27 protein-coding genes and 1 riboswitch are annotated in these 24,812 nt (G+C 68.8%); of the genes, 10 read left to right on the top strand and 17 right to left on the bottom strand.

Annotated elements, in window-relative coordinates; all coding sequences use genetic code 11:
• Positions 1 to 216: 216 nt before the first annotated feature.
• The 3 genes from ACIQ9G_RS19795 to ACIQ9G_RS19785 are packed head-to-tail and all read right to left on the bottom strand — an operon-like array spanning position 217 to position 2,059.
• Entirely contained in the window at positions 217 to 414 is a 198-nt protein-coding gene (locus ACIQ9G_RS19795) for a hypothetical protein (protein ID WP_403610951.1), read from the bottom strand.
• Positions 411 to 1,712 (bottom strand): FtsK/SpoIIIE domain-containing protein, encoded by a 1,302-nt coding sequence (locus ACIQ9G_RS19790; protein WP_403611306.1) that lies wholly within the window; start codon positions 1,710 to 1,712, stop codon positions 411 to 413. Before ACIQ9G_RS19790 ends, ACIQ9G_RS19795 begins: the two co-directional genes overlap by 4 nt.
• Positions 1,712 to 2,059, bottom strand: a complete 348-nt coding sequence (locus ACIQ9G_RS19785) for a hypothetical protein (RefSeq protein WP_403610948.1) — start codon at positions 2,057 to 2,059, stop codon at positions 1,712 to 1,714. Before ACIQ9G_RS19785 ends, ACIQ9G_RS19790 begins: the two co-directional genes overlap by 1 nt.
• Positions 2,060 to 2,224: 165 nt before the next feature.
• On the opposite strand from ACIQ9G_RS19785, the gene ACIQ9G_RS19780 reads away from it, so the two are divergent.
• A complete protein-coding gene (locus tag ACIQ9G_RS19780) occupies positions 2,225 to 3,004 on the top strand; it encodes a GntR family transcriptional regulator (RefSeq protein ID WP_403610946.1) in 780 nt (259 codons plus the stop codon).
• Positions 3,005 to 3,414: 410 nt separating this feature from the next.
• On the opposite strand, the gene ACIQ9G_RS19775 is transcribed toward ACIQ9G_RS19780, so the two are convergent.
• Positions 3,415 to 3,693 (bottom strand): hypothetical protein, encoded by a 279-nt coding sequence (locus ACIQ9G_RS19775; RefSeq protein ID WP_403610944.1) that lies wholly within the window; start codon positions 3,691 to 3,693, stop codon positions 3,415 to 3,417.
• A 341-nt stretch (positions 3,694 to 4,034) separates the two neighbouring features.
• Positions 4,035 to 4,586, bottom strand: a complete 552-nt coding sequence (locus ACIQ9G_RS19770; RefSeq protein ID WP_403610942.1) for an ATP-binding protein — start codon at positions 4,584 to 4,586, stop codon at positions 4,035 to 4,037.
• A 211-nt stretch (positions 4,587 to 4,797) separates the two neighbouring features.
• On the opposite strand from ACIQ9G_RS19770, the gene ACIQ9G_RS19765 reads away from it, so the two are divergent.
• On the top strand, positions 4,798 to 6,174 hold the full coding sequence (locus tag ACIQ9G_RS19765) for a sporulation protein (RefSeq protein WP_403610939.1): 1,377 nt from the start codon (positions 4,798 to 4,800) through the stop codon (positions 6,172 to 6,174).
• A gap of 3 nt (positions 6,175 to 6,177) precedes the next feature.
• Here ACIQ9G_RS19765 and ACIQ9G_RS19760 read toward each other — a convergent pair whose 3' ends face one another.
• Complete coding sequence (locus ACIQ9G_RS19760) at positions 6,178 to 7,092, bottom strand: phosphotransferase family protein (RefSeq protein ID WP_403610937.1); 915 nt, start codon at positions 7,090 to 7,092, stop codon at positions 6,178 to 6,180.
• An 831-nt stretch (positions 7,093 to 7,923) separates the two neighbouring features.
• On the opposite strand from ACIQ9G_RS19760, the gene ACIQ9G_RS19755 reads away from it, so the two are divergent.
• Both ACIQ9G_RS19755 and ACIQ9G_RS19750 read left to right on the top strand, forming a co-directional pair.
• The gene (locus ACIQ9G_RS19755) at positions 7,924 to 8,691 is read left to right on the top strand and encodes a hypothetical protein (RefSeq protein ID WP_403610935.1); all 768 of its coding nucleotides are present in this window, start codon (positions 7,924 to 7,926) and stop codon (positions 8,689 to 8,691) included.
• A 90-nt stretch (positions 8,692 to 8,781) separates the two neighbouring features.
• Positions 8,782 to 8,949, top strand: a complete 168-nt coding sequence (locus ACIQ9G_RS19750) for a hypothetical protein (RefSeq protein WP_403610933.1) — start codon at positions 8,782 to 8,784, stop codon at positions 8,947 to 8,949.
• 345 nt (positions 8,950 to 9,294) lie between these two features.
• On the opposite strand, the gene ACIQ9G_RS19745 is transcribed toward ACIQ9G_RS19750, so the two are convergent.
• The 5 genes from ACIQ9G_RS19745 to thiC form a co-directional block, all read right to left on the bottom strand.
• The gene (locus tag ACIQ9G_RS19745; protein WP_403610930.1) at positions 9,295 to 9,858 is read right to left on the bottom strand and encodes a hypothetical protein; all 564 of its coding nucleotides are present in this window, start codon (positions 9,856 to 9,858) and stop codon (positions 9,295 to 9,297) included.
• Between the two features lie 630 nt (positions 9,859 to 10,488).
• Positions 10,489 to 10,638: a hypothetical protein gene (locus ACIQ9G_RS19740; protein WP_403610928.1), complete on the bottom strand. Its 150-nt coding sequence runs from the start codon at positions 10,636 to 10,638 to the stop codon at positions 10,489 to 10,491.
• A gap of 251 nt (positions 10,639 to 10,889) precedes the next feature.
• Positions 10,890 to 11,015: a hypothetical protein gene (locus ACIQ9G_RS19735; RefSeq protein ID WP_403610925.1), complete on the bottom strand. Its 126-nt coding sequence runs from the start codon at positions 11,013 to 11,015 to the stop codon at positions 10,890 to 10,892.
• Between the two features lie 17 nt (positions 11,016 to 11,032).
• Positions 11,033 to 11,200, bottom strand: coding sequence for a hypothetical protein (locus tag ACIQ9G_RS19730; RefSeq protein ID WP_403610922.1), 168 nt, complete (start codon positions 11,198 to 11,200; stop codon positions 11,033 to 11,035).
• A 170-nt stretch (positions 11,201 to 11,370) separates the two neighbouring features.
• Positions 11,371 to 13,173, bottom strand: coding sequence for a phosphomethylpyrimidine synthase ThiC (gene thiC, locus ACIQ9G_RS19725; RefSeq protein WP_403610919.1), 1,803 nt, complete (start codon positions 13,171 to 13,173; stop codon positions 11,371 to 11,373).
• A riboswitch (TPP riboswitch) is annotated at positions 13,166 to 13,343 on the bottom strand. (Overlaps the previous gene by 8 nt.)
• A 71-nt stretch (positions 13,344 to 13,414) precedes the next feature.
• On the opposite strand from thiC, the gene ACIQ9G_RS19720 reads away from it, so the two are divergent.
• The gene (locus ACIQ9G_RS19720; protein ID WP_403610917.1) at positions 13,415 to 14,842 is read left to right on the top strand and encodes a YibE/F family protein; all 1,428 of its coding nucleotides are present in this window, start codon (positions 13,415 to 13,417) and stop codon (positions 14,840 to 14,842) included.
• A gap of 154 nt (positions 14,843 to 14,996) precedes the next feature.
• Here ACIQ9G_RS19720 and ACIQ9G_RS19715 read toward each other — a convergent pair whose 3' ends face one another.
• From ACIQ9G_RS19715 to ACIQ9G_RS19700, 4 genes are all read right to left on the bottom strand, one after another.
• Positions 14,997 to 15,434, bottom strand: a complete 438-nt coding sequence (locus tag ACIQ9G_RS19715) for an SsgA family sporulation/cell division regulator (RefSeq protein WP_356181304.1) — start codon at positions 15,432 to 15,434, stop codon at positions 14,997 to 14,999.
• A gap of 98 nt (positions 15,435 to 15,532) precedes the next feature.
• A complete protein-coding gene (locus ACIQ9G_RS19710; protein WP_403610914.1) occupies positions 15,533 to 16,426 on the bottom strand; it encodes an IclR family transcriptional regulator in 894 nt (297 codons plus the stop codon).
• A 275-nt stretch (positions 16,427 to 16,701) separates the two neighbouring features.
• Positions 16,702 to 16,914 carry a DUF5326 family protein gene (locus tag ACIQ9G_RS19705; protein ID WP_403610912.1) on the bottom strand — a complete coding sequence of 71 codons (213 nt, stop codon included), beginning with the start codon at positions 16,912 to 16,914 and terminating at the stop codon, positions 16,702 to 16,704.
• A 180-nt stretch (positions 16,915 to 17,094) separates the two neighbouring features.
• Positions 17,095 to 17,412, bottom strand: coding sequence for a cupin domain-containing protein (locus ACIQ9G_RS19700; RefSeq protein ID WP_403610910.1), 318 nt, complete (start codon positions 17,410 to 17,412; stop codon positions 17,095 to 17,097).
• Between the two features lie 49 nt (positions 17,413 to 17,461).
• Here ACIQ9G_RS19700 and ACIQ9G_RS19695 point away from each other — a divergent pair, with 49 nt between their 5' ends.
• The 4 genes from ACIQ9G_RS19695 to ACIQ9G_RS19680 all read left to right on the top strand — a co-directional run bounded on the left by ACIQ9G_RS19695 (position 17,462) and on the right by ACIQ9G_RS19680 (position 20,900).
• Positions 17,462 to 17,839: a phage holin family protein gene (locus tag ACIQ9G_RS19695; protein ID WP_403610907.1), complete on the top strand. Its 378-nt coding sequence runs from the start codon at positions 17,462 to 17,464 to the stop codon at positions 17,837 to 17,839.
• 144 nt (positions 17,840 to 17,983) lie between these two features.
• Entirely contained in the window at positions 17,984 to 19,171 is a 1,188-nt protein-coding gene (locus ACIQ9G_RS19690; RefSeq protein WP_403610904.1) for a cystathionine gamma-lyase, read from the top strand.
• Positions 19,172 to 19,422: 251 nt separating this feature from the next.
• Positions 19,423 to 20,328, top strand: a complete 906-nt coding sequence (locus ACIQ9G_RS19685; protein WP_403610901.1) for a LysR family transcriptional regulator — start codon at positions 19,423 to 19,425, stop codon at positions 20,326 to 20,328.
• Positions 20,329 to 20,417: 89 nt separating this feature from the next.
• Positions 20,418 to 20,900: an NUDIX hydrolase gene (locus ACIQ9G_RS19680; protein ID WP_356181323.1), complete on the top strand. Its 483-nt coding sequence runs from the start codon at positions 20,418 to 20,420 to the stop codon at positions 20,898 to 20,900.
• Positions 20,901 to 20,916: 16 nt separating this feature from the next.
• On the opposite strand, the gene ACIQ9G_RS19675 is transcribed toward ACIQ9G_RS19680, so the two are convergent.
• Complete coding sequence (locus ACIQ9G_RS19675; RefSeq protein ID WP_403610899.1) at positions 20,917 to 22,257, bottom strand: globin domain-containing protein; 1,341 nt, start codon at positions 22,255 to 22,257, stop codon at positions 20,917 to 20,919.
• A gap of 276 nt (positions 22,258 to 22,533) precedes the next feature.
• Here ACIQ9G_RS19675 and ACIQ9G_RS19670 point away from each other — a divergent pair, with 276 nt between their 5' ends.
• Positions 22,534 to 23,400: a GNAT family N-acetyltransferase gene (locus tag ACIQ9G_RS19670; RefSeq protein WP_403610897.1), complete on the top strand. Its 867-nt coding sequence runs from the start codon at positions 22,534 to 22,536 to the stop codon at positions 23,398 to 23,400.
• A gap of 126 nt (positions 23,401 to 23,526) precedes the next feature.
• Here ACIQ9G_RS19670 and ACIQ9G_RS19665 read toward each other — a convergent pair whose 3' ends face one another.
• The gene (locus tag ACIQ9G_RS19665; protein ID WP_403610894.1) at positions 23,527 to 24,735 is read right to left on the bottom strand and encodes an MFS transporter; all 1,209 of its coding nucleotides are present in this window, start codon (positions 24,733 to 24,735) and stop codon (positions 23,527 to 23,529) included.
• Positions 24,736 to 24,812: the final 77 nt, after the last annotated feature.

The following is a 24,812-nucleotide window of genomic DNA, read 5'->3' as shown; positions in this document are numbered from 1 at the left end:
GGGCCGCCGAAGCGGCAACGGTGATGGTGGGTGGTGCGCCGTTGATCATGGGGATCACTCCCTTGTGGGATCGATGGATCGGAGGGTCAGCGGATGGTTCCGGTTCCTCGGCAGACGCGGCAGCGCCGCAGCCGCCCAGTCCAGGTGCGACGGGCCCCGTCGCCCTTGCAGTGCGGGCACCTCACGCGCGGCATGGGCATGGCGTGTTCTCCCTGATCAGAAGTGGTTGAAGCCGCTGAGGAACCAAGTGACGAAGCCGTTGATCGCGAGAGCGACGGGCGTCTCACCCAGGTACATCCCGAACAGGGCGATGCACGCCGCCTCCCAGATCCGTACGTCGCGTGAGCGGACGAGGAGGAAGGTGATGATCCCGAAGAGCACGACGAGTGAGACCGCTGTACCCGTGCCGATCACTTGCCGTCTCCTTCCAGCGCTGCGAGGGCGCGGTCTATGGCGGGCAGTTCCGGGGTCATCGCGTCGCACTTCCGGGCCGTCAAGACGGCCTCTTCAGTGGAGGTGAGGTGGGAGCGGGCGCGGCTCCAGCCGCCTTCCGGGCCGGTGCAGACGGCCACGCCGCGTTCCTCCGCAGTGATCGACTGGGCTACGGCCACGGCGTCCTTGTTGAGGTCGCCCAAAGTCATCTCCGCCGTGCCTGGATCGTTGACGCGATGGCAGACGCGGCCACCAAGTTGGGCGCGCAGGGCGGTGACGCCGGGGCCGAGGTCGGAGCCGACGCGTTGGCCGGCGACGACCAGGTGCAGGCCGAGCGCTGCCCCGAGCTGCGCCAGGCGGAGCAGGAGTGTGGAGCACTGGTCTGCTTCCGCTTTGCTCTCGCGGGTGCCATCGGAGAGGTACAGTTCCGCGATCTCGTCGACGATCACGACGACCGGCACCGGCCGCAGCTTCTCGGGCAGCTCCCAGATCGAGCGGACCCCGGCGGCCCGGCACGCGCTCATCCGGTCTTGCATGTCGACTACGAGTGCGGAGAGCACGGCGACCGCTTCTCGGCGGCAGGTCGCCAGGGCACTGAGCCGACCAGCGAACAGGCCGAGTTCCATGCCGCCCTTGCAGTCGATGCCGACCAGGGCGACAGGTTGAGTCGCCAGTTGTGTGATCAACCGGGCGACGAGAGTGGACTTGCCGGATCGGGTGGCTCCGGCGATGAGCCAGTGCGGTACGAGCCGCAAGTTCATCACCCAGGCGCCGCCGTTCTCCAGGACGCCGATGAGCGCGGAGAGGAGTTCGGCCGGGGCAGTGGCTAAGCCCGGTCGCTCCAGCGGATCCGTGGCCGTCGCGGTCAGGAGGACGAGCCCGCGTTCTGGCGAGGTGACCCGGACCGCGTGAACCTTCCACGCGTGGACGAGAGCGTCAGCCGCCTTGAGGAAGGTGGCCGGGGTCTGGCCCGCGTGCAGGCGCACGATCACGGTCAGCCCCATGCGGGTGGCACGCGGGAAGGAGACCCGCGGAGCCACCGGGCGCAGCGGATCACCCTTGACGACCAGGTCGCCGAGCAGCCCGCGCGGCAGGCGCCGGGAGACGGCGAGGTCGTTGAGGACGGCGACCTTGCGCCAGGTGAACACCACCCGGAACGCGGTGACCGGGTAGCCGACGAGGTACCAGTGCCAGGCCGGCCGGTGCCGCCGCACCAGGTCGCCGACGACCAGCATCCACGCCAACACGGCGAGCGCGAAGGCGAGCACGATCGGCCCCATCACGCATCACCACCCTTGGCGGGCGACGGGCCGCCGTGGACGGCCGTGACCGCGTCCGCGCGAAAGCTGACACCGTGTCGGTCACCCATCGACCAGACGAATGCCGTCAGCCCGGTGACCTTGACGATCTGTCCTTCCTCGATCCCCTTCGGCTGACCACTGACGGCGATCTCGATCACGGAGATGCGCCGCCTGTCCTGTCGCACGGTCACCGCCACGGTCCAGACCGGGTTGCCGTCCCGGTCCCTCTTCACCTCCTGTGTCTCGGGGTTGCTGAGTTTTACTTCCGGCGCGATGGCGCACCGCAGTACGCCGAGCCGCGCCGTGTCCACGGGAATGGACTGCATGTTCTGTGGCCTCCCTGGCCAGTCGGGACGCCAGCAAGGTACTGACGTCACTTGTCCTTACGAGTTACGACTATGGAGTCCTGTACGGCGAGAGCGCAACTACTTATGCTGACGAGTGATGTCGCGCGTGCGACGTGCCTACGACCACGATCCGGAGATGACCCGATGTCGGAGATCCAGCGCCCCGGAGCCCTCTACCAGCAGGTGGCCGCCGCGATCCGCGAAGCGATCCTGTCCGGCGAGTTCGCACCCGACTCCCTGTTGCCGTCCGAAGCCCAACTCATGGCCCGCTACGGCGTTTCCCGACCGACGGTACGCAACGCGATCGCCGCCCTGCGAGCGGAAGGCCTGATCGACGTCCGCCACGGCAAAGGCAGCTTCGTACGCTCCGACGGCCAACCCGCACTCACCCTTGAACGGCGCATCAGCCACACCACCCACGGCCGGTTCGTCATGCCAGATGGGGAGGTATGGGAAGAGGCAGAGGCGCCGAGCACGTACCGCACCCGCACCAACAAGGCCACCGGCCGACTGTTTCAACTCGACGTGGAAGAGGCGCTGTTCGCCTGCGACCGGCTGCTCGTCGAGCCCGGTACTGGGACGCGAGCCATGCACCGCACTCTGATCCCGTTCGAGGTCGCCGAGGCAGTTCCCTCGCTCGGCGAGGAGCCGGGCAGGCAACCGGCGGAGATCTACCGGCTGCTCACTGAGGACGGACACAAGCTGTCGTGGACCGAGACGGTACGCGCCCGCATGCCACTGCCCGACGAGCGCACCACGCTGCGGCTCCCGGACGCGACCCCGATCCTCCACCTGGCCCGCACCACGCACGGCACCGACGACCGCCCTCTGATCCTCGAAGAACTGCGCATCGGTGCCGACCGCGCCGAAGCCGCCTACCGGATCACCGCCGACAAGCAGCCCACACGACGCGCCCGCACCTGAGATCGAACGGCCATCGGTCGAAACCGGCTTCACTTCCTCAAGGGCGCGCCTGCGGCGCGCCGGGACGCCCGGCCGCCCCGGCCGGGCGTGCGGCGTGGACGCCGGTCCCGGCCGGTCACCGAGCGCCCCCGACCCCAGCGCGCTCAAGGAGTCGAGGCCACGACCGGTCCTCGCAGGCCGGAGCCCATGGGGCTGGGGGTCGCCAGCCTCCGAGACTTTAGGCAGCCACCATGGGGCGAGCCTCGAAGAACAGGGGGCCAATCGGGCACAACCGCGGGCAGGACCAGTACCTGCCCGATTCGCCGGGCCAGCGTAAGGCCCCCTGTTCACTCGCCCCATGGCAGCTCCAGCCCAAAGTCTCTCCGGCCGACGACGTGCCCACGCGCGCCACTCACCAGCACAAGCGCCCCTCATGCCGCCGACTCCAGAAGAGCAGCGAGCCGGTCCACAGTGTCCGGCCGGCCCGCCAGCCGGACGACGCCCCGCCCCCTCTCGTCCGTGGAGCCAACCGCCCGAACGGCCGACAGCTCGAAGCCGACGCCAAGGAGTGCCCGGTTCAACCGGTCGGCGGACTCCCGCGCCCCGCGCCATCCCGCGATGTAGTCGACACCGGGCGTCCACAACACAGCATCCATGCCCTCGATGTCTTGCAGGCCATCACCGATCCATTCCTCACCCGCGCCTGTCACGTGTGTTCACCTCAACCCTGTTGCAGATTACGACTCGTCAACTTGCTTGCTTTCAGGGGCAGAAGCGACGCAGCGCAGCGGCCCCGGTACCATCAGGCACCGGGGACCGCTGCGTCCCCTCCCGGACCACCCCAGTTGCTGCCAGGCGCGGGGGTGGTCCGGTCTCGGTATGAGGTTGTGAAGCGCGGCCCCTCACTCGGGTGGGGTACCCGGTGGGCATTACCGCGAGGGACCGCGCTCCGTGGCCGGAGAGGTCAGACTCCAGCCGGTTTCCGGGTCACCGCCGACTCCCGATCGCGAAGGAGTGGCCGAGGACGGCGCCCCGGAGATCACTGGTGCGGTCAGTGATCTGTTCCGCCGTCCAGGTCGAAGCGGCACCAGACCGTCTTGCCGCCCCGCTCCTGCGGCGACCACCAGACCGCCGCCGCCAATCGCTGCACGATGAGCAGGCCACGGCCGTTGTCGGGCAGGACCGCTTCCGACAGCTCCCCCAGCAGTCCCGGCGAGAATGCCTCTCCAGCCGGAAGCAACGGGGGCGTCGAGTCTTCGTCGGTTACGCCGATGAACAGCCACTTCGGCCATAGTTTGAAGGTCACGTCGATGCGTCGGCAGCCGCCGGGCACAGCGAGGTGACGATCCGGCACCGCATGGTTCACCACGTTGCCAACCAGTTCCGAGACGACCAGCCGAGCGTCATCCACGATCGCGCCAGCATCCGCGCCCCGGAGGAACACGGCCGTCATCTCACGTGCCGTGCGCGCCGTGTTTTCGAACTCGGCGAACAGCGTGAGCGTCAGAAAGTGCCCGTCGGCAGACGGAGCTGGCGGTCCCGCGAACCAGTGGGTGTACGCATCAAGCTCACTCGCCAGCCACTTGGTCTTGCCCGCATCCATCACGTCCCCTTCCGAGAGCCTGAGGAGGCTCGTTCGGCGCCCGTTGCATCACGCAAGCCAGTACACGGCTCAGCGGGCGTGACCGGGAGCGTTCATCGGGGGGTTCACGTGAACACCGGCAAAGGCAAAGGGGGTTCACCAACGAACCCCCAAAGAGCGACTCCTGTGCCACGATGAACACTCGCCGTCATTCTCGGGTTGGCAGGGGAGCATGAACCGAGAGCCGAATGCGCAATTGATCGCAGTCATGGACGAAGCGAAGGTCTCGAACAAAGGCCTTGCCAAGCGGATGAAAGATGCCGCCGACCAGCGAGGCATCAGTCTCGGGACAACGCACGTCTCAGTGCAGCGATGGCGGGACGGCGCGGGCATCCAACCGCAGACAGTAGCGATCATGGCAGAGGTGCTCAGCTCGAAGCTGAGCCGCCGCGTCACGCCAGGTGATCTCGGATTCTTCAACCATTCCCAGCCAGCCGCCCCGGACCCCGTCGGCTACCCGAGCACCGTTCCCGACGTGCTGTCCATGCTGGACGGACTCGCTCAAGAACGCGCCGAGGCCGCAGTCAGCGACTGCTTGGTCATCGCAGACGCCGACCTCAGCGTGGCCGTCCTTTCGTGGGTGATCGCGCGCCCTGATGGCATCCAGGCCGATCGCCCTGCTCACCAACGGGTCGGCATGCGCGACGTGCGCGCGATCAGGGACGCAGCCTCCACGTTCATGCAGCTCGACTTCAAGTACGGCGGAGGCCACGGCCACCGAGCGTTACGCCACTACTTCCGCCACGAGGTCCTGCCACTGCTCAGCGCCAGCTACAGCGAGAAGGTGGGCCATGCGCTCTTCAGCGCTGCCGCCGAGGTGTCCCAGTTGCTCGCCTGGACCGCGTACGACGTCGGAAACCACCGACTCACCCACCGCTACCTCACATCCACACTGCGTCTGTCCCAGGTCATCGGCGATCGCATGTTCGGTGCCCGCATCCTCGGCAACCTCAGCCACCAGGCCAACTACCTCGGCAATCACACCCAAGCCATCCAACTGGCCCGCGCCGCCGTCGAGGGCGCCAAAGGCCGAGCCACGCCACGCGCCATGGCGAACTACTGGGCCATGGAGGCCCGCGCCCTGTCCAACGCAGGCGACCGCACCGGAGCCGGCCACGCCATGAATCAAGCCGAACACCACTTCGTGCAAGCAGACACCGCCGACGACCCCGCATGGCTCAGCTACTTCGACGACGCCGAACTGCTGGGCGAGTTCTGCCACTGCTTCCGCGACCTAAAGATGCGCCGCGAAGCCGTGCAACACGCACAGCGCGCCGTGGACAGCACAAACCCCCAGTACGCCCGCACCCTCGGTTTCTGCCGCATGGTGCTCGCCCAGAGCCAGCTACTGAGCGGCGATCTGGAAGCCGCCGTCACCACAGCCAGTCTCGCCCTAGACGGCGGCGACACCCTCCAGTCCGCCCGCTTCCAGCGCTACATCACCGACTTCCAGACGGAGGTCAGCTCGCACGCCGCTCACCCCGCCGTCGTCGCCTTCAACGAGCGAGTCAGCGAAGCACTCGTCCGCTTGGAGGACGAGGACGAATAGCAGCTATCGCGCCCGCCAGTCACGCGGTGCGTCATCGTCGCGCAGGGCGGCGATACGCCGACGGTACTCGTCCGCCGTCTCCTGATCCTCCTGCACGTTCTGCATGAGCCACGTCGTCATGCCGAACTCTTGCAGCCGCCGAAGCGTGTCATAGCCGTGCCAGTCATACAGATCCCGCCCGTACGCCCGCACGAAGTCGGCGTACTGCTCATCTGTCTGCCACCCAAGACTGTGATGCTCCGTGGCCGTGACCATCAGGTCCCACTCAGGGTGATCGAAGCAGAAGGCCTCGAAGTCAATCAGGACCGCTTCGTTCCGCTGATTCACCATGAGGTTCTGCACGTGAGCGTCCCCATGCACCGGCCCCCTGGGAGTCTCGAACCTAAGTTCCCCGAACTGATCGCGCAGCTCACACCAGCGCTTACGAAGGAACACCCTGTCGTCCTCCGGGATCGCAGCTCGGCTGATCCGCAGCTCTTGCTTGTCGAACGGATCGAACGGCGGCAGCTCAAGTCCAGCCGGCAGCGTCATGGAGTGCAGGCCACGCAGGATGCTTCCCAGCTCCCCGTACGTCGCCTTGCGGTCACCCTCCACGATGAGATGCCAGAAGGTCACCGGGTGCCCCTCGACCACCAACGGCTGCTCCAAGTCATCGACGATGCGCGCAGCCGGAAACCCTCCCGCAGCAAGCCACCGAGACACGCCCACCTCAGTGCGCGCCTTCGGTAGATACTCCTCACCGCGGGCCACCCGCACGACCACTGGCACCGAGACCAGCCGAAACAGCGCATTCTCCCCAAGTCGGATCAACTCAGCGCCTCTGTCATCCAGCCCGGTGGCCTGGCATGCGGCACTCATCACCCGCGCAGCCCCCGCCGACGTGAACCCCTCATCCGACCGAGCAGCGTCAACCGCCATGCCCGTACCAGCTCCCCTAGTAGCGCGCGATCAACCGGCGCACGTCTGCGGGTGACCAACCCGACGTGCACCAGACACGCCCCTGACCGTACCGAGAAGTGACCAGCCCCGATGAGGCCGAGCCTGCGGTCCCGGTCCGGGCGGGACATCCCCCCGGTGTGGATGGACGTCGCCCTGCCCGGCATGGGGCCAGCGTCCGCGTCCTCGGCGAGCCGGAATTTCCGCATCTGGGGTTGCCCGGGCACCCACCCGGGCCTGCTGAGGCAGGCGGACGTTATGGAGGGCGCCATACGACTGCGGCCCGGCCCAGGATCGGGCCGGGCCGCAGTCGCTGGCGCGGGTCCTGGTTCAGAGGTGACTGAGCCAGGTGAGGATGTGCTCGGCGAAGTCCTGACCGAAGACCTTGCAGGCCCCGCTCGTCAGACCGAGTACCGCGGCACCGACGACCCCGCTCAAGGCGCGGTGCCTCGAAGAAATGGCACGGACAGCCGTCCACGACGACTTCCATCGAGGATCCCGGCTCGACGCCGGGACAGGCTGACCCGTAACCTCGGAGTTGGAACTGATGGTTCTACCCTCTCATTGAAGTGCGGACGTGCTTCTGGTTCGGGTGCGAGACCCATCGGACTGCTGTGCGGCCCCCCGTTGGCGCGGGGGGCCGCAGTCATGTCACCTCCAGGTGGCCGACCGGCATCGGACTGCTGTGCGGCGAGAGCCCGTTGGCGCGGTTGCCTCTTCGAAAGACCGTCAACTCCGGTCTCACTTGCGGCTGCTCTCGTCCCTTGGTTTAGAGGTTATCTGGCGGCACTGACACTTTGATCTTGTGAAAAGATGTCGCGAGACATCGGCGACAGGACGGGGAGGGGAAACTGGCATATGCCAGCTCGTCCGAGAATTCCGAACCCCGAAGACGGGCCGCTGCAGGCGTTCGCGTACGACCTTCGGCAACTGGGCGACGGCAAGGTCTCAGTCGCTTGGATTGCCGGGCACGAGGAGACAGTGGTCTCCAGAGCCGCCCTGTATGCAGCGCTGTCGGGCGCACGGCTGCCCACCATGATCACGCTCATGACCCTGCTGCGCTGGTGGGCCGGGGACCCGGCGGACGAAACGCCAGACCCCGTCGGAAGGTATGAGCAGAGCCCCTGGGCCTGGCTGTACCGTCTCCCGTCTGTTCACCCAGGACGGAAGCTCACGGACGAATGGATGATCCGTCGCACCCAGTTGGCTCGGGAAATCGAAAACGCGCGAGAGTCCCGGCCGAAGACCCCCCGGGTGGTGATAGCTGTCCCGTCCGAGCAGGAGAGGTTCATAGGCGAACTGCACGATCTGATCAGCAAGACCGGTCTGCAGGACGACCGATGGCTGCTCTTCGGACCGATGGCCTTGCGTGTCGAGCGATACCTTGCGGGCGAGGTCATCCCGACAGACGGGGTGTGCTGGGAGATAGTGCAGCGGTGCCGCTCCTTCGCCCCAGGACTGGACCTCCTGGACGCCCGGCGCCGCTTGATCGTGGCCGCCGAGGTTGCCCGAACGGCCCGTGCGCGAGACCGACGCATCGCCCGCAGGAACCGGACGAATAGCGGCTCCGCCAGCACGTAGTCGAGGCTTGGCGGATGTCCATGAGGATCGTGGGGACGTACTTCTTGATGTTGCCCCTCGTCATCGGTGAAGACCTCCTTCGAGAAGCCCATGTTCCTGACGATCACCTCCCACTCGAACCCGTTCCGCGCGTTGACGGTCATGACGGACTTCTTGTACTTGTCCGCGGCGAAGACCTCGGCGATGTACTCGAACTTCTTCAGCGGGACCGTCTCGTACTCCAGCCGCGGCCACTTCGGAAGCTTCAACCCGTCATAGAAGTTCGTCGACCCTTGTCGTCGTCGAGGATGGGCTCCATCACCGCGTAGTACTCCGGGAGGTGGTCGCCCTTGCGTCGAAGCCGGCGATGCGCGGCGTACGACGATCGTGATGCCGCAGCGGGTGATGACATCGATTACCGAACCGTCTCGGTGTCGGGTAGCCCCCTCGACAAGCTCGTCGCTGCGCGATGAAGCCCTCGACCTTCTCAGGGATGAAGTCGATCACTGGCTCGACGTCACAGGGCGAGCGGCCTACTGCACGCAGTGCAGGGCGTTCTCCTCCCACCCAGCCGCCCCGCTTGGCGATGACGCAGCGACCGGCTGCTGTTCATCACCGATCGGCTTACGGCGCAGTGGGCTCGGCGGTGAGGCGAGCGATGGTCTGGGCGAATGCTCGGTTGTCCGCGGCGATGTGACGGGCGCGCGACCCGAGCCAACCGAAGTACTGGCGTTGGACCGGCACGGTCAACTCCAGCAGCAACTCCAGCTTGGTGGCTTCCTCGCGCTCGGAGAGCACCACCATGCGGGCGTGACCGGCGTAGGTGATGGGCATCTCGATCAGGTGGCGCATGGGCCAGCTGGTGGCGTACGTCGCGACGTTGTCGATCAGCCACCGGGTGGCGTCGTCTATTTGCTGCCACCAGCGCTCCCGCTCACCGGCGAGCCGTTCCCGTAGGACCGGCGTCCAGTCGGGATCGTCGGCCGCGGGGAGTTGGATGTTCTGTAACTGCGCGCACGCGGAGATGATCCGCAACATGTGTGCGCCGAAAGCGTCGCGGGCGGCGTGGACCTCGACCAGCCGCTTCTTGCGGGCCTCCAGCCGGGGGATGACAAGCAGGCCGGCCGCAGCGGTCGTCACCACGGCAGTGGCGGCAGCTACGAGGATCGTCCGCACAGTGTCAGGCATGCGGGACATGCTCCCGCACGGCGGAGCACCCCGGACGCTCAGGTCGCCGCATACGGGCCCTCGGCCTTGCCCTGAGCCGTTCGCCTGCCGCGCCGGTCATGACCTTCCGGGAGCGGCTCACCCTTGTACGAGTAGAAGGTGGCGACGGGCAGTTCCTACAGCATCCCGATCCCTTCCCCTCCTGTGACCTGCCGGTACGCCGCCAGCCGTACCGGTACAAGGGGTATGGCCGTACCGGCGTACCGGTACGGTCCGCGTGCGCATCGCCCTCGTTGCGTGACCTTTGGGGCCGTAACGGGGCGCGTTACAGCTCCTGTTGTCCATCCGGCTTGGTAGTGTCGGCTATTTTTGCGGCAGACTATTTGGCGGCGTCTAATTTGGCCACTAATCGCCCCGAAACACTTCACGTAGCTTTTGACAGCGTAACGAGAGCCAAAAAAGCCCCTGCAAAATTTTCGCCAGGGAGGCTGCTTAATTCAAATTGGAGTCGTGCTACCGTAGCGGTCAGCAGTCCACACATGGGTGTGGGTCCCGCACGGCAGACAGATACGCACGGGACCCACGCAGGCTCGACGTGGACCGAGGGCTCGCCTCGCTGGCACGAGGTGGGCCCTCAGCGCTTCTCCGAGGTCAGTCGAGCAGTTCGCGTACTACGCGCACTGCGTAGTAGACGATCTGCAGGACGATGGCCAAGGGCCGAAGTCTGCGGACGATGGTCCGCAGTCTGCGGCGAAGCTTGATCCTCGCCGGCCTGGCCTTTTCAGGGTCAGGTCCGGGCATGCGTCTTGCCTCCCTTCTGGTGTCATGACTACCAATCGGCAGTCAGCCGTCAGGGACAGCTAATAATGTATCACCGGGTGATCGGCTGGATGGTCGAACGACCGTCAAGCGGCTTCCCGGACTTAATTGACAACTAATTCCGGGGGTGCCCGCAGAAGCCGGAATGAGAGTGTAGATATATTCCAAATCCGCAGGTCAGCGAGAGCGACCTCGAGGCGAGCCCTCTAGCACCGTGCGACGCCCAACCCTCGTCACCTTCTGAATGTGACATGGGTCACGCACGCGTGGCGGCCGCCTTCGGGGCGCTCGATCACATAGAGCACGCCGATCATGGCGTTCTCCTCCGACCCGTCGCCGTCCTCGAAGGTTCCCTCCATGACGGCGAGTTGGGCACCTATCCACCCGACTTGGCGATGACGCGGCGGTCGCTGCTGGCGCGGCGGTAGGACTCGGCGGCGCCGCGGCGGGGGGAGTACCCGGTGTGCCGGACGGGGAGGTCGGCCCACCTGCCCAGCCGGGTGATGACGTCGCCGCTGTTCTCGGGGGCGAGGCCGCCGTCCATGACAAATGTGCCACCGCGGCACCTGCAGCACGCCGCGCCGCGGTTGATCCAGCAAGGGGGCATCCGGCGAAGCGTTGATCCCAGCGGTTCAACCCCCCCATCTACAAGGATGCACGCGGCCCGCGCTCCCGACCGGACTGACCAGCCAGAGGCGCGGGCCGAAACAATTGTCAGTCGGCGATAGGCAGGTACACCCGGTTCCCCGCCTCCGCGAACTCCTTCGACTTCTGGAGCATCCCCTCAGCAATCTCCTCGGGTGACGCCGCCTCGCCCGCCGCACCACCGAACCGCTCTGTGATGCTTTGGCTAATCTTCATCGAGCAGAACTTGGGGCCGCACATCGAGCAGAAGTGGGCCGTCTTGGCCGGTTCCGCGGGGAGGGTCTCGTCGTGGAACTCCCGTGCCGTGTCCGGGTCGAGGGCCAGATTGAACTGGTCCTCCCACCGGAACTCGAAGCGGGCGTCGGACAGGGCGTCGTCCCACTCCTGCGCCCCGGGGTGGCCCTTGGCGAGGTCGGCCGCGTGGGCGGCGATCTTGTAGGTGATGACCCCGGTCTTGACGTCGTCGCGGTTGGGCAGGCCCAGGTGCTCCTTGGGCGTGACGTAGCAGAGCATGGCCGTGCCCCACCAGGCGATCATCGCGGCACCGATGCCGGAGGTGATGTGGTCGTACGCCGGCGCGATGTCCGTGGTCAGCGGGCCGAGCGTATAGAACGGAGCTTCATCGCAGATCTCCTGCTGAAGGTCGATGTTCTCCTTGATCTTGTGCATCGGGACGTGTCCCGGGCCCTCGATCATGGTCTGTACGTGGAAACGCTTGGCGATCGTGTTGAGTTCCCCGAGCGTGCGCAACTCCGCGAACTGCGCCTCGTCGTTGGCGTCGGCGACGGAGCCGGGACGCAGTCCGTCGCCCAGCGAGTAGGTGACGTCGTAGGCGGCGAGGATCTCGCAGAGCTCCTCGAAGTTCTCGTAGAGGAACGACTCCTTGTGGTGCGCGAGGCACCAGGCCGCCATGATCGAGCCGCCGCGCGAGACGATGCCGGTCTTGCGGTTCGCCGTCAGCGGCACGTAGGCCAGGCGTACGCCGGCGTGGACCGTCATGTAGTCCACGCCCTGTTCGGCCTGCTCGATGACGGTGTCCCTGTAGATGTCCCAGGTCAGTTCCTCGGCCTTGCCGTCGACCTTCTCCAGGGCCTGATAGAGCGGCACCGTGCCGATGGGGACGGGGGAGTTGCGCAGCACCCACTCCCGGGTGGTGTGGATGTTGCGGCCGGTGGAGAGGTCCATGACCGTGTCCGCGCCCCATCGGGTCGCCCAAGTCATCTTCTCCACCTCCTCCTCGATGGAGGACGTGACCGCGGAGTTGCCGATGTTGGCGTTGACCTTCACCAGGAACCGCTTGCCGATGATCATCGGCTCGATCTCCGGGTGGTTGACGTTGGCTGGCAGCACGGCGCGGCCCGCCGCGATCTCCTCCCGGACCACTTCCGGAGCGACGTTCTCGCGGAGGGCCACATACTCCATCTCGGGTGTGATCTCGCCGCGGCGCGCGTACGCGAGCTGCGTGACCGCCTGGCCGTCACGCCCCCGGCGCGGCTGGCGCGGCCGTCCCGGGAACACTGCGTCGAGGTTGCGCAGGCCCCCGCGCGGCGAGGTGTGCTTGATCCCGTCGTCCTCGGGGCGGACGGGACGGCCCGCGTACTCCTCGGTGTCGCCGCGGGCGATGATCCAGTTCTCCCGCAGCGGCGGCAGGCCCCTGCGGACATCGGTGTCGACGAGTGGATCGGTGTACGGGCCCGACGTGTCGTACAGCGTGACCGACTTCCCGTTGGTGAGGTGCACCTGACGGACCGGCACCCGCAGGTCGGGGCGCGAGCCCTCGACATACGCCTTGTGCCAGCCGATGGACTTCCCGGCCTCCCCGTCGCTGGAGATCTGCGTGGAGGCAGGCGTGCGTGCGTCCTTGTTGGTCATGAGACCTACTCCCTACGCCGGCATTACCCGGTAACAGGTTCGGCGGTCGACGCAGCGGCTTCCGTCTGTCGACGCTTCGCGTGAAACATCTCTCGTTCCACGTGAAACATCGCGAATACGGAGGTCAGCGCCCTCTCAGCCCGGTGCTCCGAGCTCCCGCGTGTGCAAAGGTGCCTCCACGCTAGCGTCCTTTGTGGCGCGGTGAACAGTGGGCCTCTGCCGTTCTTGCGATGATCTGGCGGTGACCACGACACAGCAGTCCCCCTATCCACCGCCCGAACCACGAGGCCGACCAGGCCCCGGGCACGACCAGGGCCATGAGCATGGGCACGGGTCTGGACAGGGCCACGAGCACGGGCGGGGACACGGCCACGGGCACAGTCACAGTCATGGGCCCGCCACGCCCGTCTCGAAGCACCTGCGCAAGGTGATCGCGGCGATCCTGATCCCGTTCGCCGCCGCGGTGGTCGTCGGGCTCGCGGTGCTCTGGCCCGGCGGTGCCCCCGCGCACGAGCGCACCGGCGTCGGCTTCGACCGGCAGAGCCAGCAGGCCACCGTCACCCGGGTGATCGCGGTCAGCTGCAAGGGGGTGAACGCCTCAGCCGCCGCCCCCGCCGGAGATCCCTCCGCCGCCGGAGGCTCCTCCGCGCCGGATCAGGCCTCCGGCACCTGCAAGAAGGCCACGGTCCGGGTCGACACCGGCTCCGACAAGGGCCGTACATTCACCGAGTTCGTACAGCCGGACCAGTCGCGGCAGTTGCACGAGGGCGAGAAGGTCGTGGTCGCCTACGAGCCCTCCGCGCCGAAGGATCTCCAGTACTCGGTCACCGATGTCGACCGGCGCTTCCCCATGGGTCTGCTGGCGGGCATCTTCGCACTCGCCGTCGTGGTCGTCGGGCGGATGCGGGGCGTCATGGCGCTGGTCGCGCTGGCCATCAGCTTCCTGGTACTGAACTTCTTCGTCCTGCCGGCGATCCTGCAGGGCTCGAACCCGCTGGTCGTGGCGGTGGTCGGGTCGAGCGCCATCATGCTGATCGCCCTCTACATGTGCCACGGCCTGTCCGCGCGCACCTCGGTCGCGGTGCTCGGCACCCTGATATCTCTGGTGCTGATCGGCATCCTGGGCTCGCTGTTCATCGGCTGGGCCGCCCTCACCGGCAACACGGACGACAACACCGGCCTCATCCACGGCCTGTATCCGTCGATCGACATGAGCGGTCTGCTGCTCTCCGGCGTCATCATCGGCTCGCTCGGTGTGCTGGACGACGTGACGGTGACGCAGACGTCGGCGGTCTGGGAGCTGCACGAGGCCAATCCCGCGATGGGGTGGCGAGGCCTGTACCGGGCGGGCATCCGCATCGGACGCGACCACATCGCGTCGGTGGTCAACACCCTGGTCCTCGCGTACGCGGGCGCCGCGCTCCCGCTGCTGCTGCTCTTCTCCATCGCGCAGAGCAGCGTGGGGACCGTCGCCACCAGCGAACTGGTCGCGGAGGAGATCGTGCGCACGCTGGTGGGCTCGATCGGCCTGGTGGCCTCGGTCCCGGTCACCACGGCCCTCGCCGCCCTCGTGGTCTCGGCCGACCGCCCGGGAGCCGCCCCGGCCGCGGCACCGGCCGCCCAGCCGGCCCCGGCGCGCGGCGGACGGGGACGACGCCGCAGGCGCTGAGGCGGCACCTCGGGCCGGGTCACGGCGAGGGGGACGGGGCGGGGTCGCGAACGAGGTCACAGGCGGTGTCGCCGGCGAGGCCGAGGGCGACGCGGCGGATGCCCCCTGGGACGGCGAAGCGTTACGGCAACAGCGCCCTGACGGCCGTAGCGCTTCAGCCCGCGCTCTGTTCCTCCGCCAGGATGCGGTCCAGGGCCTCGTCGAGGTGGGCGTCGAAGTCCCCCAGCGCGCCCTCCTGTCCGAGCGGCACCAGCTTGTCCGTGCGGTCGAGGAACGCCACGAGCGGGGCCGCCGAAGAACGGAACAGCGCCCGGTCGCCGCCGACCTGCAGCCGGATCAGGACCTCGCTGAGCGCCTCGTTGTCGGCGGGCGAGATCCGCACGTCGCCGTCCCCGCACGGCGTGCCCACCCCGTCGATCAGCAGCTCGCGCCCGAAGGCCCAGGTCACCGGTGCGTCCCCGGGCAGATGGAAGGTCAGCCGCACGGCATAGGGATCGCAGGTCTCATACCGCAGCTCCACCGGGATGCGGAAGGAGAGCTCCTCGGACACGAGAAAGCTCATCATGACCTCTGCCTGTACGGACTCGCGCATCGCTACCCCGTCATCTGCCGTCGACTGGCCGGGAATCGTCCCCGTCACACTGGGTGCATCTTGCTGAACGTGCACGGCAGATCACAAGGAGTGAGTTTTCAGATGCTGATAGAGAGCGCCAGAGAGCCGATCCTCCGGCTCACCTCGCCCTGCAGCTGACGGGCCGCGGGCAGCAGGCGGGAGGCCTGGTGGGCGGGGAGGGACAGTGCCATCGTGGCCGCCGTGGTGCCCACCGTGATCGGGACCGCCGCACAAACCGTACCCAGCGCGTACTCCTGACGCTCGGTCACCGGTTCCATCCGGCACATCCGTTCCAGACGTCGCAACAGAGCGTGATCGTCCCGGACCGTGTACGGAGTGAGGGACCGCACGGGGTAGCGGTCGAGATGGTCCCGGCGGGCGCCGTCGTCCAGCTGGGACAGCAGGCACTGGCCGATCGCGTGCGCGTGCCCGGTCTCACGGAAGTCGGCCCACTCCTCGACCGCGGGACTGCCCGGGCTGTCGGAGACGCACACGATCTCGATCTCGCCGTCGCGGTACATCGCGTAGTACACCGGGGCGCCGATCGCATCGCGCCAGTGCGCGAGCGCGTCGACGACCGTGCTGCGACGTTTCTGCGCCGCTCCGCTGCTGCTCAGGCGCTCGGCGGCGTCGCCGAGGAAGAACAGGCCCTTGTCCCGGTACAGATAGCCCTCGTGGACGAGGGTGCGCAGCAGGTGGTAGGCGGTCGGGAGCGCCAGTCCGGTCTCGCGGGCCAGCTGCTTGGCGGGCGCGCCGTGCTCGTGCCGGGCGACCGTCTCCAGCAGGCGCATCGCGCGCTGCACAGATCCGATGAGGGTCTGGGAGTGCTGCTGCTCCGGGACGCTGGGGCTCGGCCGCTCCACGGGGGCCACGGAGCGCGCCGGGGAGCGCGGCTGCGCGGGGAGCGCCGTGGAGTGGGACGGCATCCGGGGCGCGTGCGGTTCTGCGGGTGCGGTGTCAACAGTGGCCAAGGGGTCACTCCCGAAGCGCGAGGGGGCATCCCGTGCGGGGGAACACGGGAAGGGGGTGTGCGCCGCCCGCGGGGGACCGACCCCCGCGTCGATTTCCGGACCCTATCCGCCCGCCACCGCTCGCGGACGGCCCCTCCGGCAAACTTCCCTCCCGCGAGGGAACATGCGATTCCTGTTACCGGTCACCGGCGTTCCCCCACATGCCCTGCGGCCGCCGCGCGACCGACACCGGTTGGTCGCCGCCGCGCCCGCTCACCGCTCGCCGCGCGCCCTGCTCACCAGTCGCTGCGCGACGACGAACTCGACATGAACTTCCGCACGACGTAGATCAGTCCGCCGACCAGGGCGACGAAGACCAGCAGCTTGAACAGCAGGCCGATCACGAAGCCGACCACGCTCGCGATCAGGCCGCCGAAGACGACCAGGGCGATGATCGGCACCGCGACCCACTTCACCCACCACGGCAGACCCGCGAAGATCTCTCGCATTGCCCTCGTCCCTACTCTCCGCCCGTGGCCGGCGCCGGACCCTGTCGGGCCCCGGGCTCCTCGCCGCCGGGTCGTGTCGATGTCCTGCACCCGATGCTAGGGCCGCGAACGGGCCCGGCGGGGGCCTCGCATCCCTTGCCCGTCCCTGACCGTTCCCCTAGGGAACACCGAGACGGCGCCTCAGGCTTCGGGGGGAGAGAACACCACCAGGACCCGCAGGTCCTCGCTGATGTGGTGGAACTTGTGGGCGACTCCGGCCGGGACGTAGACCACGCTGCCGCGCGCCACCTCGGTGGTCTCCAGGCCGACCGTGATCGAGGCTCGGCCGCTCGCGACGAAGTACACCTCGTCCTGATGGTGGGGCTTCTGCGGGTCGTGCTCGCCCGCGTCGAGGGCGTACAGGCCGACCGACATGTTCCGCTCCCGCAGGAACTGGAGGTAGGCGCCCTCGTTGGCGGCCCGCTCCGCCTCCAGTTCGTCCAGCCGGAATGCCTTCATTCGCCCTCGCCCACCTCGTAGCCCCATCCGGTCTGCCACGATCAGACACATGAAGAATTTCATAGTCAAGACGATCGCCAACGCGGGTGCCCTGGCGGTCGCCGTATGGCTGCTCGACAACATCACTCTGACCGGTGACAGCACCGGCAGGAAGATCGGCACGCTGATCGTGGTGGCGCTGGTCTTCGGCCTGGTGAACTTCCTCGTCAAGCCGCTCGTCAAGGTGCTGACGTTCCCGCTGTTCGTGCTGACGCTCGGCCTGATCACCCTGGTGGTCAACGCGCTGATGCTGCTGCTGACCTCCTGGGTGTGCGGCGAGCTGAACCTGAGCTTCCACGTCGACGGCTTCTGGACCGCGGTCGTCGGCGCCCTGATCATCTCGGTCGTCTCCTGGGCGCTGAACCTCGTCCTGCCGGACGAGGACTGAGGGGGGCTCCTCGGCCTCGTCGTGGTCGTGCCCGGCCCCTGCCACGGGGGTGCGGACGGCGTCGAGGTGCGTCTTGAGAGGGTGGAGAGGCGAGCGGGCCCCGTTCCGCTCGCCGCGGTACGAGGGCACGGAAGGACGGCCGGCATGAACGATTCCGTTGAGGACGACGAGGGCGGCACGCTGGAAGGGGCCGGTTCCCCGGCCACTGCCGGTGCCGGTGACGGCACGCGCGCGGTGCGCGCCGGGCTGCCCGAGCCGGTCAAGCACGAGCCCACGCTCCCGGGGCCGGTGTTCGCCGCCCACTTCCACCTGCCGGGCGACCCGACCGGTCCGTACGCCTACGGCCGTGACGAGAACCCGACGTGGACGCTGCTGGAGCGGGCCATCGGCGAGCTGGAGGGACCCGGACGCGGGGACGTCGAGACGCTGGTGTTCGCCTCCGGCATGGCCGCCATCTCCTCGGTGCTCTTCTCCCAGCTGCGCGCCGGCGACGCGGTGGTCCTGCCCAGCGACGGCTACCAGGCGCTGCCGCTGGCTCGCGCCCAGCTGGAGGGGTACGGGATCGAGGTGCGCACCGCGCCGACCGCCGGCGACGCGCAGCTGGAGGTCCTGGACGGGGCGCGGCTGCTGTGGATCGAGTCCCCGTCGAACCCCGGGCTCGATGTGTGCGACATCCGGCGGCTGGTCGAGGCGGCCCACGCCCGCGGGGCCCTGGTCGCCGTCGACAACACGCTCGCCACACCGCTCGGGCAGCGGCCGCTGGACCTCGGCGCCGACTTCGCGGTGGCCAGCGGCACCAAGCAGCTCACGGGGCACGGCGACGTCCTGCTCGGATACGTCGCCGGCCGCGACACCGAGGCCATGGCCGCCGTGCGGCGCTGGCGCAAAATTGTCGGCGCGATCCCCGGGCCGATGGAGGCCTGGCTCGCGCACCGTTCGATCGCCACGCTCCAGCTGCGCGTCGAGCGGCAGAACTCCTCCGCCCTGGCGCTCGCGCAGGCGCTGCGGGAACGTCCCGAGGTGACCGGGCTGCGCTATCCGGGCCTGCCCGACGACCCCTCGCACAAGATCGCCTCGCAGCAGATGAGGCGCTACGGATGCGTGGTGTCCTTCACGCTGCCCTCGCGCACGCGGGCCGAGCGTTTCCTCGACGCGCTGCGGCTCGTGGACGACGCGACGAGCTTCGGCGGGGTGCGCTCGACCGCCGAGCGGCGGGGACGCTGGGGTGGCGACGCCGTGCCGGAGGGCTTCATCCGGCTCTCGGTCGGGGCCGAGGACCCCGCGGACCTGGTGGCCGACGTGCTGCGGGCGCTGGACGAGTCGGCGCGGTGACCTCTCCCGGACGCCGGTCGGGGGTCCTCTCCCGGACGCCGTTCGGTGTCCGGCTGCGTACGGCGGACGGTCCGAGCCTCCCCCCTCGTGGCTCGGACCGTCCTCGGTTCCGCGCGCGAAGAACCGCGCGAACAAGGCTAGTTGACTGTCTGTCAGTGTCCAATCACAGTAGCGACAGAGACCTATCGACATATTTATAGTTGGGCGCGGCCGGGGGGCTGGCGAAGGGCACCTGGAGGGGAGGGCGGGCCATGGATCTGGCGTTGCTGCGGACGTTCGTCACCGTGCACCGGGCGGGCTCCTTCACCCGGGCCGCGGCGCTGCTCGGTCTCTCCCAGCCGGCCGTCACCTCCCAGATCCGCACCCTGGAACGGCAGCTCGGCCGTCCGCTGTTCCTGCGCCAGGCCCGCGGTGTCACGCCGACATCCATCGGTGACGAGCTCGCGCACAAGGCGGCGCCGCATCTGGACGCACTGGTGGAGATCGCCGAATCGGGCCTCGACGACGAGGCGTCCGTGCGGACGCTGCATCTGGCCGGGCCGCCCGAGTTCACCGCCGAACGGGCGCTTCCCGCGCTGACCGAGCTGACCGGCGAGGACGGACAGGCCTTCGCGCTGCGCGCCTCCTTCGGGAACGCCGAGGAGACCCTGGAGGGACTGGCCGCCGGACACCATGATCTGGCCATCGGCACGGCCCGGCCGCGCGGCGCCCTGCTCACGGCGACCACGCTGTGCGACGAGGAGCATGTACTGGTCGCCGCCCGGAGCTGGGCGGAGCGGATCGGCTCCAACACGCTGCGCCGCGAGGACGTACCGGCCCTGGACGACATCCCCGTGGTCGAGGTCCACGAGTCGCTCCCTTTCGTCTCCCGCTACTGGGCCTCGGTCTTCGACGCCCGGCCGGCCGCCTCCGGCACCGTGATCGTCCCCGACCTGCGCGCGGTCCTCGCCTGCGCGGTCGCGGGCGCCGGGCTCGCGGTGCTGCCCCGGTATCTGTGCGCGCCCGCCCTCGAACAGGGCCGGGTGGTGGCCCTGCACGAGCCGGCGGTGCCGCCGCTGCGGACGTACTTCCTGGTGGCCCGCACAGGCACACTGGCGATGCCGCACATCGCGCGGGCCCACGAGTGGCTGCTGCGGGCGGCTGCCGACTGGTGCTAGAAGCAGTCCGTCGAGGACGTCACTTCCTGGCATCGCCCGGTGACGTTTCGCGATGTTTCACGTGGAACCAGCCGGGCCACATTTCTCCCATGACCGTCCGACCCGTGGTCAAGCGCACCGCCCGCGCCGTCCTTCTCGACGGCGACGACCTGATCCTGATCAAACGCACCAAGCCCGGGGTCGATCCCTACTGGGTCACGCCCGGTGGCGGGGTCGAACCGGGGGACACGACCGTCGTCGACGCCCTGCACCGCGAGGTGTACGAGGAACTCGGCGCCAAGATCACCGATGTGGTGCCCTGCTTCGTGGACACCGTGGAGCACATCGGCGAGGACGGCGGGGCGACCGGGGTCAAGGTGCAGCACTTCTTCGTCTGCCGTCTGGAGTCTATGGACCCCTCCCTGCGGCACGGCCCCGAGGTGGAGGAGCCCGCCGGCGAGTACGAGATCGTCCGCGTGCCGTTCACCCGGGTGGGAATCGCCTCCGTCCATCTGGTCCCGCTGTCGCTGCGGCACTACCTGGACGGCAACATCGAGGGCGTACGCGCCATGCACGCGCCCGACCTGGGGTGACGATGGGCCGAACGGCTCACGGTCCGGCGAAGGCCAGTTCCTCGACCGCGTCGTGGCGGATCCGCGCGGACGGGATGCCGACGTCCCGCAGGGTGGTCAGCCCGCTGCGGATCATGCCGACCGGTCCGGAGAGATAGGCGTCGTACTCGTTCCACGGACCGGCCCCCCGTACCGCCTCCGGCAGCCCGGGGTGCGCCTGCCGGTCGACGACCGCGCGGACCGACAGCCAGGGGTGGGCGTGCTGGAGCCGGCGCATCGTGTCGATGTCGTACAGGTCGTGGTCGGTGCGGGCGCCGTAGAACACCTCCACCGGTCGCCGCTCGCCGTGGACCGCGACGTCCTCGACCAGCGCCTTGATGGGCGCGATCCCGGTGCCTCCGCCCAGGCACAGCAGACCGCTCTCAGTGGTGTGGTCGACGGTCATCGAACCGGCGGGCGGGCCGAGGCGGACGATGTCGCCGGGCCGGGCACGGTGCACCAGCGCCTGGGAGACCCAGCCCGCGGGGACCGCCTTCACATGGAAGGTGAGCAGCCCGTCGGAGCGGGGGGCGGACGCGAAGGAGTAATGCCGCCGGATCCGCGGCCACCAGGGTGTCTCCACGCTCGTGTACTGCCCGGCCAGGAAGGGGTAGGGATGATCGGGGCGGAGGGTGAGGACGGCGATGTCCGAGGTTCTCTTCTCCTGGGCGACGATCTCCGCGGACCACCAGGCCGGGGCATGTGCCTCGTCGGCCGCCGCCGCGTCGATCATGACCTGGGACATCCTCGTGTACGCCCGGATCCAGGCCGCCGCGGTCTCCTGATCCCAGACGCCGGGCGCGTACGTGCTCAGCGCGCCCATGAGGCATTCGCCGACCGCCGGGTAGTGCTCGGCCCGGGTGCCGTACTTGCGGTGGCCACGGCCGAGGTTTCGCAGATAGCCCACGAGGACCTCGGTGTCGTCGAAGCGCTCAGCCGCGGTGAGCAGGGCCTTGAACAACCGGTCCCGCTGGGTGTCCATGGCGAGCGGGAACAGGGACCGCAGGTCGGGATGGTGCACGAAGAGCAGCGCGTAGAAATACGAGGTGGCGTCGTCGGCGACGGGCTCGATCGCGGCCAGCGTGCGGCGGATGAGCACCGCGTCCGGGGACGCGCCGCGAACGCCCGGCGCCGGAGGGGGCGGCGGTGTGGCCGGGTGGGCTGCCGGTGGGCGCTCCTGATCCGCCGCGGGATCCGCTGAGGGGCCGAGGCGCACTTCGCGGGTGCCGGACCGCTCCGTCGGCCCTGTGCGCGGAACGAACCAGCCGCCCCCGTCCGGCGGGCCGTTCCCGGCCGACGGGCTGATCGGAGCGTCCATGCTGTGCCTCGCCTCGGACATCGTGTGGTCGGTCTGCGCACGTCCTCAGCCATGCGCGCTCGCGTGCTCTCCCCCGCGTTGGCTTAATTCCTGCCGTGCGGTCCGGTACCCGGCACGACCGTATCCACGCGAGGTCCCGCCTATGCCGGGCCCCACAGATCACGGCGGCCACGTTTCACGTGAAACCACCGGCAGCTGTCCAGAGGTTGTGCACAGGGCGACGACATGGCCAAAACCACGTGTGCCTCCCCCGAAACGGGTGGACGTCGAGGGCACCGGTCGGACAGCCTGAACTGCGTGCCGACTCCTTTTCCCACCGCTCTGCCCATTCGCCGTCTGACGCTCCGCGATCTCACCGCCTGCGCCGACTTGTCCGAGAACCGGGGGTGGCCGCGCGAGGAGCACAAATGGGGCTTCCTCCTCACGGCCGGTCGGGGGTATGGGATCGACGACCCCGAGGGCGGTCTCGTCACCGCCTGTGTGGTCACGGAGTACGGACCGCGGGAGCGCCCTGACCTGGGCGCCATCGGCATGGTCCTGGTCGCGGAACGGCACGCGCGTCAGGGCATCGGGCGCCGGCTCATGCGCCACGTCGTCTCGATGCTGGACACCACCCCGCTGACCCTGCACGCGACGCCGTACGGCCGACCGCTGTACGAGGAGATGGGGTTCAAGGCGACCGGACGGGCGGAAATGGTGAGGGGCCGTTTCACGCCGGGCGGGGCGGCTCCCCGGGTCGCCACGCGGGCGGCCACCGCCGAGGACCTCCCCGGCATTCTCCGGCTCGACGAGGAGGTGTTCGGTGCCGACCGTACTCACATCGTCACCCGGCTGCCCGCCTTCGCCGACCAGTTGAGGATCGCGGAGGACGACGGCCGCGTCATCGGGTACGCGGCGGCCTGGCCCAACATGGACACCCAGGTGGTGGGCCCGCTGATCGCCCGCGACACCGACACCGCCAAAGCTCTCCTCGCCTCGCTCGCCGCCCACACGGACCGGCCGCTGCGCACCGACATCGACGTACGGCACGAGGAACTGCTCGACTGGGTGAAGGAGCGGGGACTGGCGTCCGTCACCTTCAACGCCGTCATGACCTACGGGATCACGGAGCTGCCCGGGGACTGGACCCGCCGGTTCGCCCCGGTCACGGTGGCAGCGGGCTGAGCCGCCCGCACGGGCACGGACACGGGCACGGGCACGGGCACGGGCACGGGCACCTACGAGGCGGTACGGCAGAACGCCGGTCCCCGACCTGGGGCGGGGACCGGCGTCGACGTGCAGAGGGTGTCGTCAGTGGTGGACGACCGTCCGCTGCTCGGCCGCCGGGGCGCCCGCGACGACGGTGCCGGGCGCGGTGTCCCGGCGCTCCAGGGCGGACGAGACGACGGCGAGGACCAGGGCGCCGGCGGCGAGCACGGCGCCCACCCAGTTGGGCGCGGTGTAGCCGAGGCCGGCCGCGATGACCAGGCCGCCGAGCCACGCGGACAGCGCGTTGCCGAGGTTGAACGCGCCGATGTTCACGGCCGAGGCCAGGGTCGGGGCGCCGTGCGCCTGGTCGAGGACCCGCTTCTGCAGCGGCGGCACGGTGGCGAAGCCGAGGGCGCCGATCAGGGCGATGGTGACGGCGGCGGCGATCTTGTTGTGCGCGGTGATCGTGAAGAGCGCGAGAACGACGGCCAGGGCGCCGAGGGAGACGTACAGCATGGGCATCAGGGCCCGGTCGGCGAACCTGCCGCCGACGAGGTTGCCGGCGACCATGCCGAGGCCGAAGAGGACCAGAAGCCAGGTGACGGACCCTTCGGCGAAGCCGCCGACGCGGGTCATCATCGGCGCGATGTAGGTGATGGCGGCGAAGACACCGCCGAAGCCGAGCACGGTCATTGCCATGGCGAGCAGGACCTGGGCGTTCTTGAACGCGGCCAGTTCATGGCGCAGGCGCACACCCTCGGGCCTGGGCATCTCGGGGACGAGCCGGGCGATGCCGGCCAGCCCCACGACGCCGAGAGCGGCGACGACGGTGAAGGTGACGCGCCAGCCCGCGGACTGGCCGAGCAGGGTGCCGAGCGGCACGCCCACGACGTTGGCGACCGTCAGGCCGGTGAACATCATCGCGATGGCACCGGCCTTCTTGTCGGGGGCGACCAGATCCGCGGCGACGACCGAGCCGATGCCGAAGAACGCACCGTGGGCCAGCGAGGCGACCACCCGGCCGATCAGCATGACCGAGAAGGCGGGGGCGAGCGCGGAGAGCAGGTTCCCGGCGATGAACAGACCCATCAGCAGCATCAGCATCCGCTTGCGGGAGATCTTGGTGCCGAGCGCGGTCATCAGCGGGGCGCCGAACACGACGCCGAGCGCGTAGCCGGTCACCAGGAGACCGGCGGTGGGGATGGTGACCCCGAAGTCGCTCGCGACCTGGGGCAGCAAGCCCATGATCACGAATTCGGTCGTTCCGATTCCGAAGGCCCCGATCGCGAGGGCCAGAAGCGCGAGAGGCATGAGGGGTAGACCTTCCCAGACGATTGCAGGTGCGCTTTGCGTGCGTTCACAATAATTGCAGACGCGGGCTATATGCA

The sequence above is a fragment of the Streptomyces sp. NPDC096152 genome, assembly GCF_044763235.1.
GTDB lineage: Bacteria > Actinomycetota > Actinomycetes > Streptomycetales > Streptomycetaceae > Streptomyces.
Note: the sequence above shows the minus strand (reverse complement) of the source record. Positions and strands in the feature narration are given on the sequence as shown.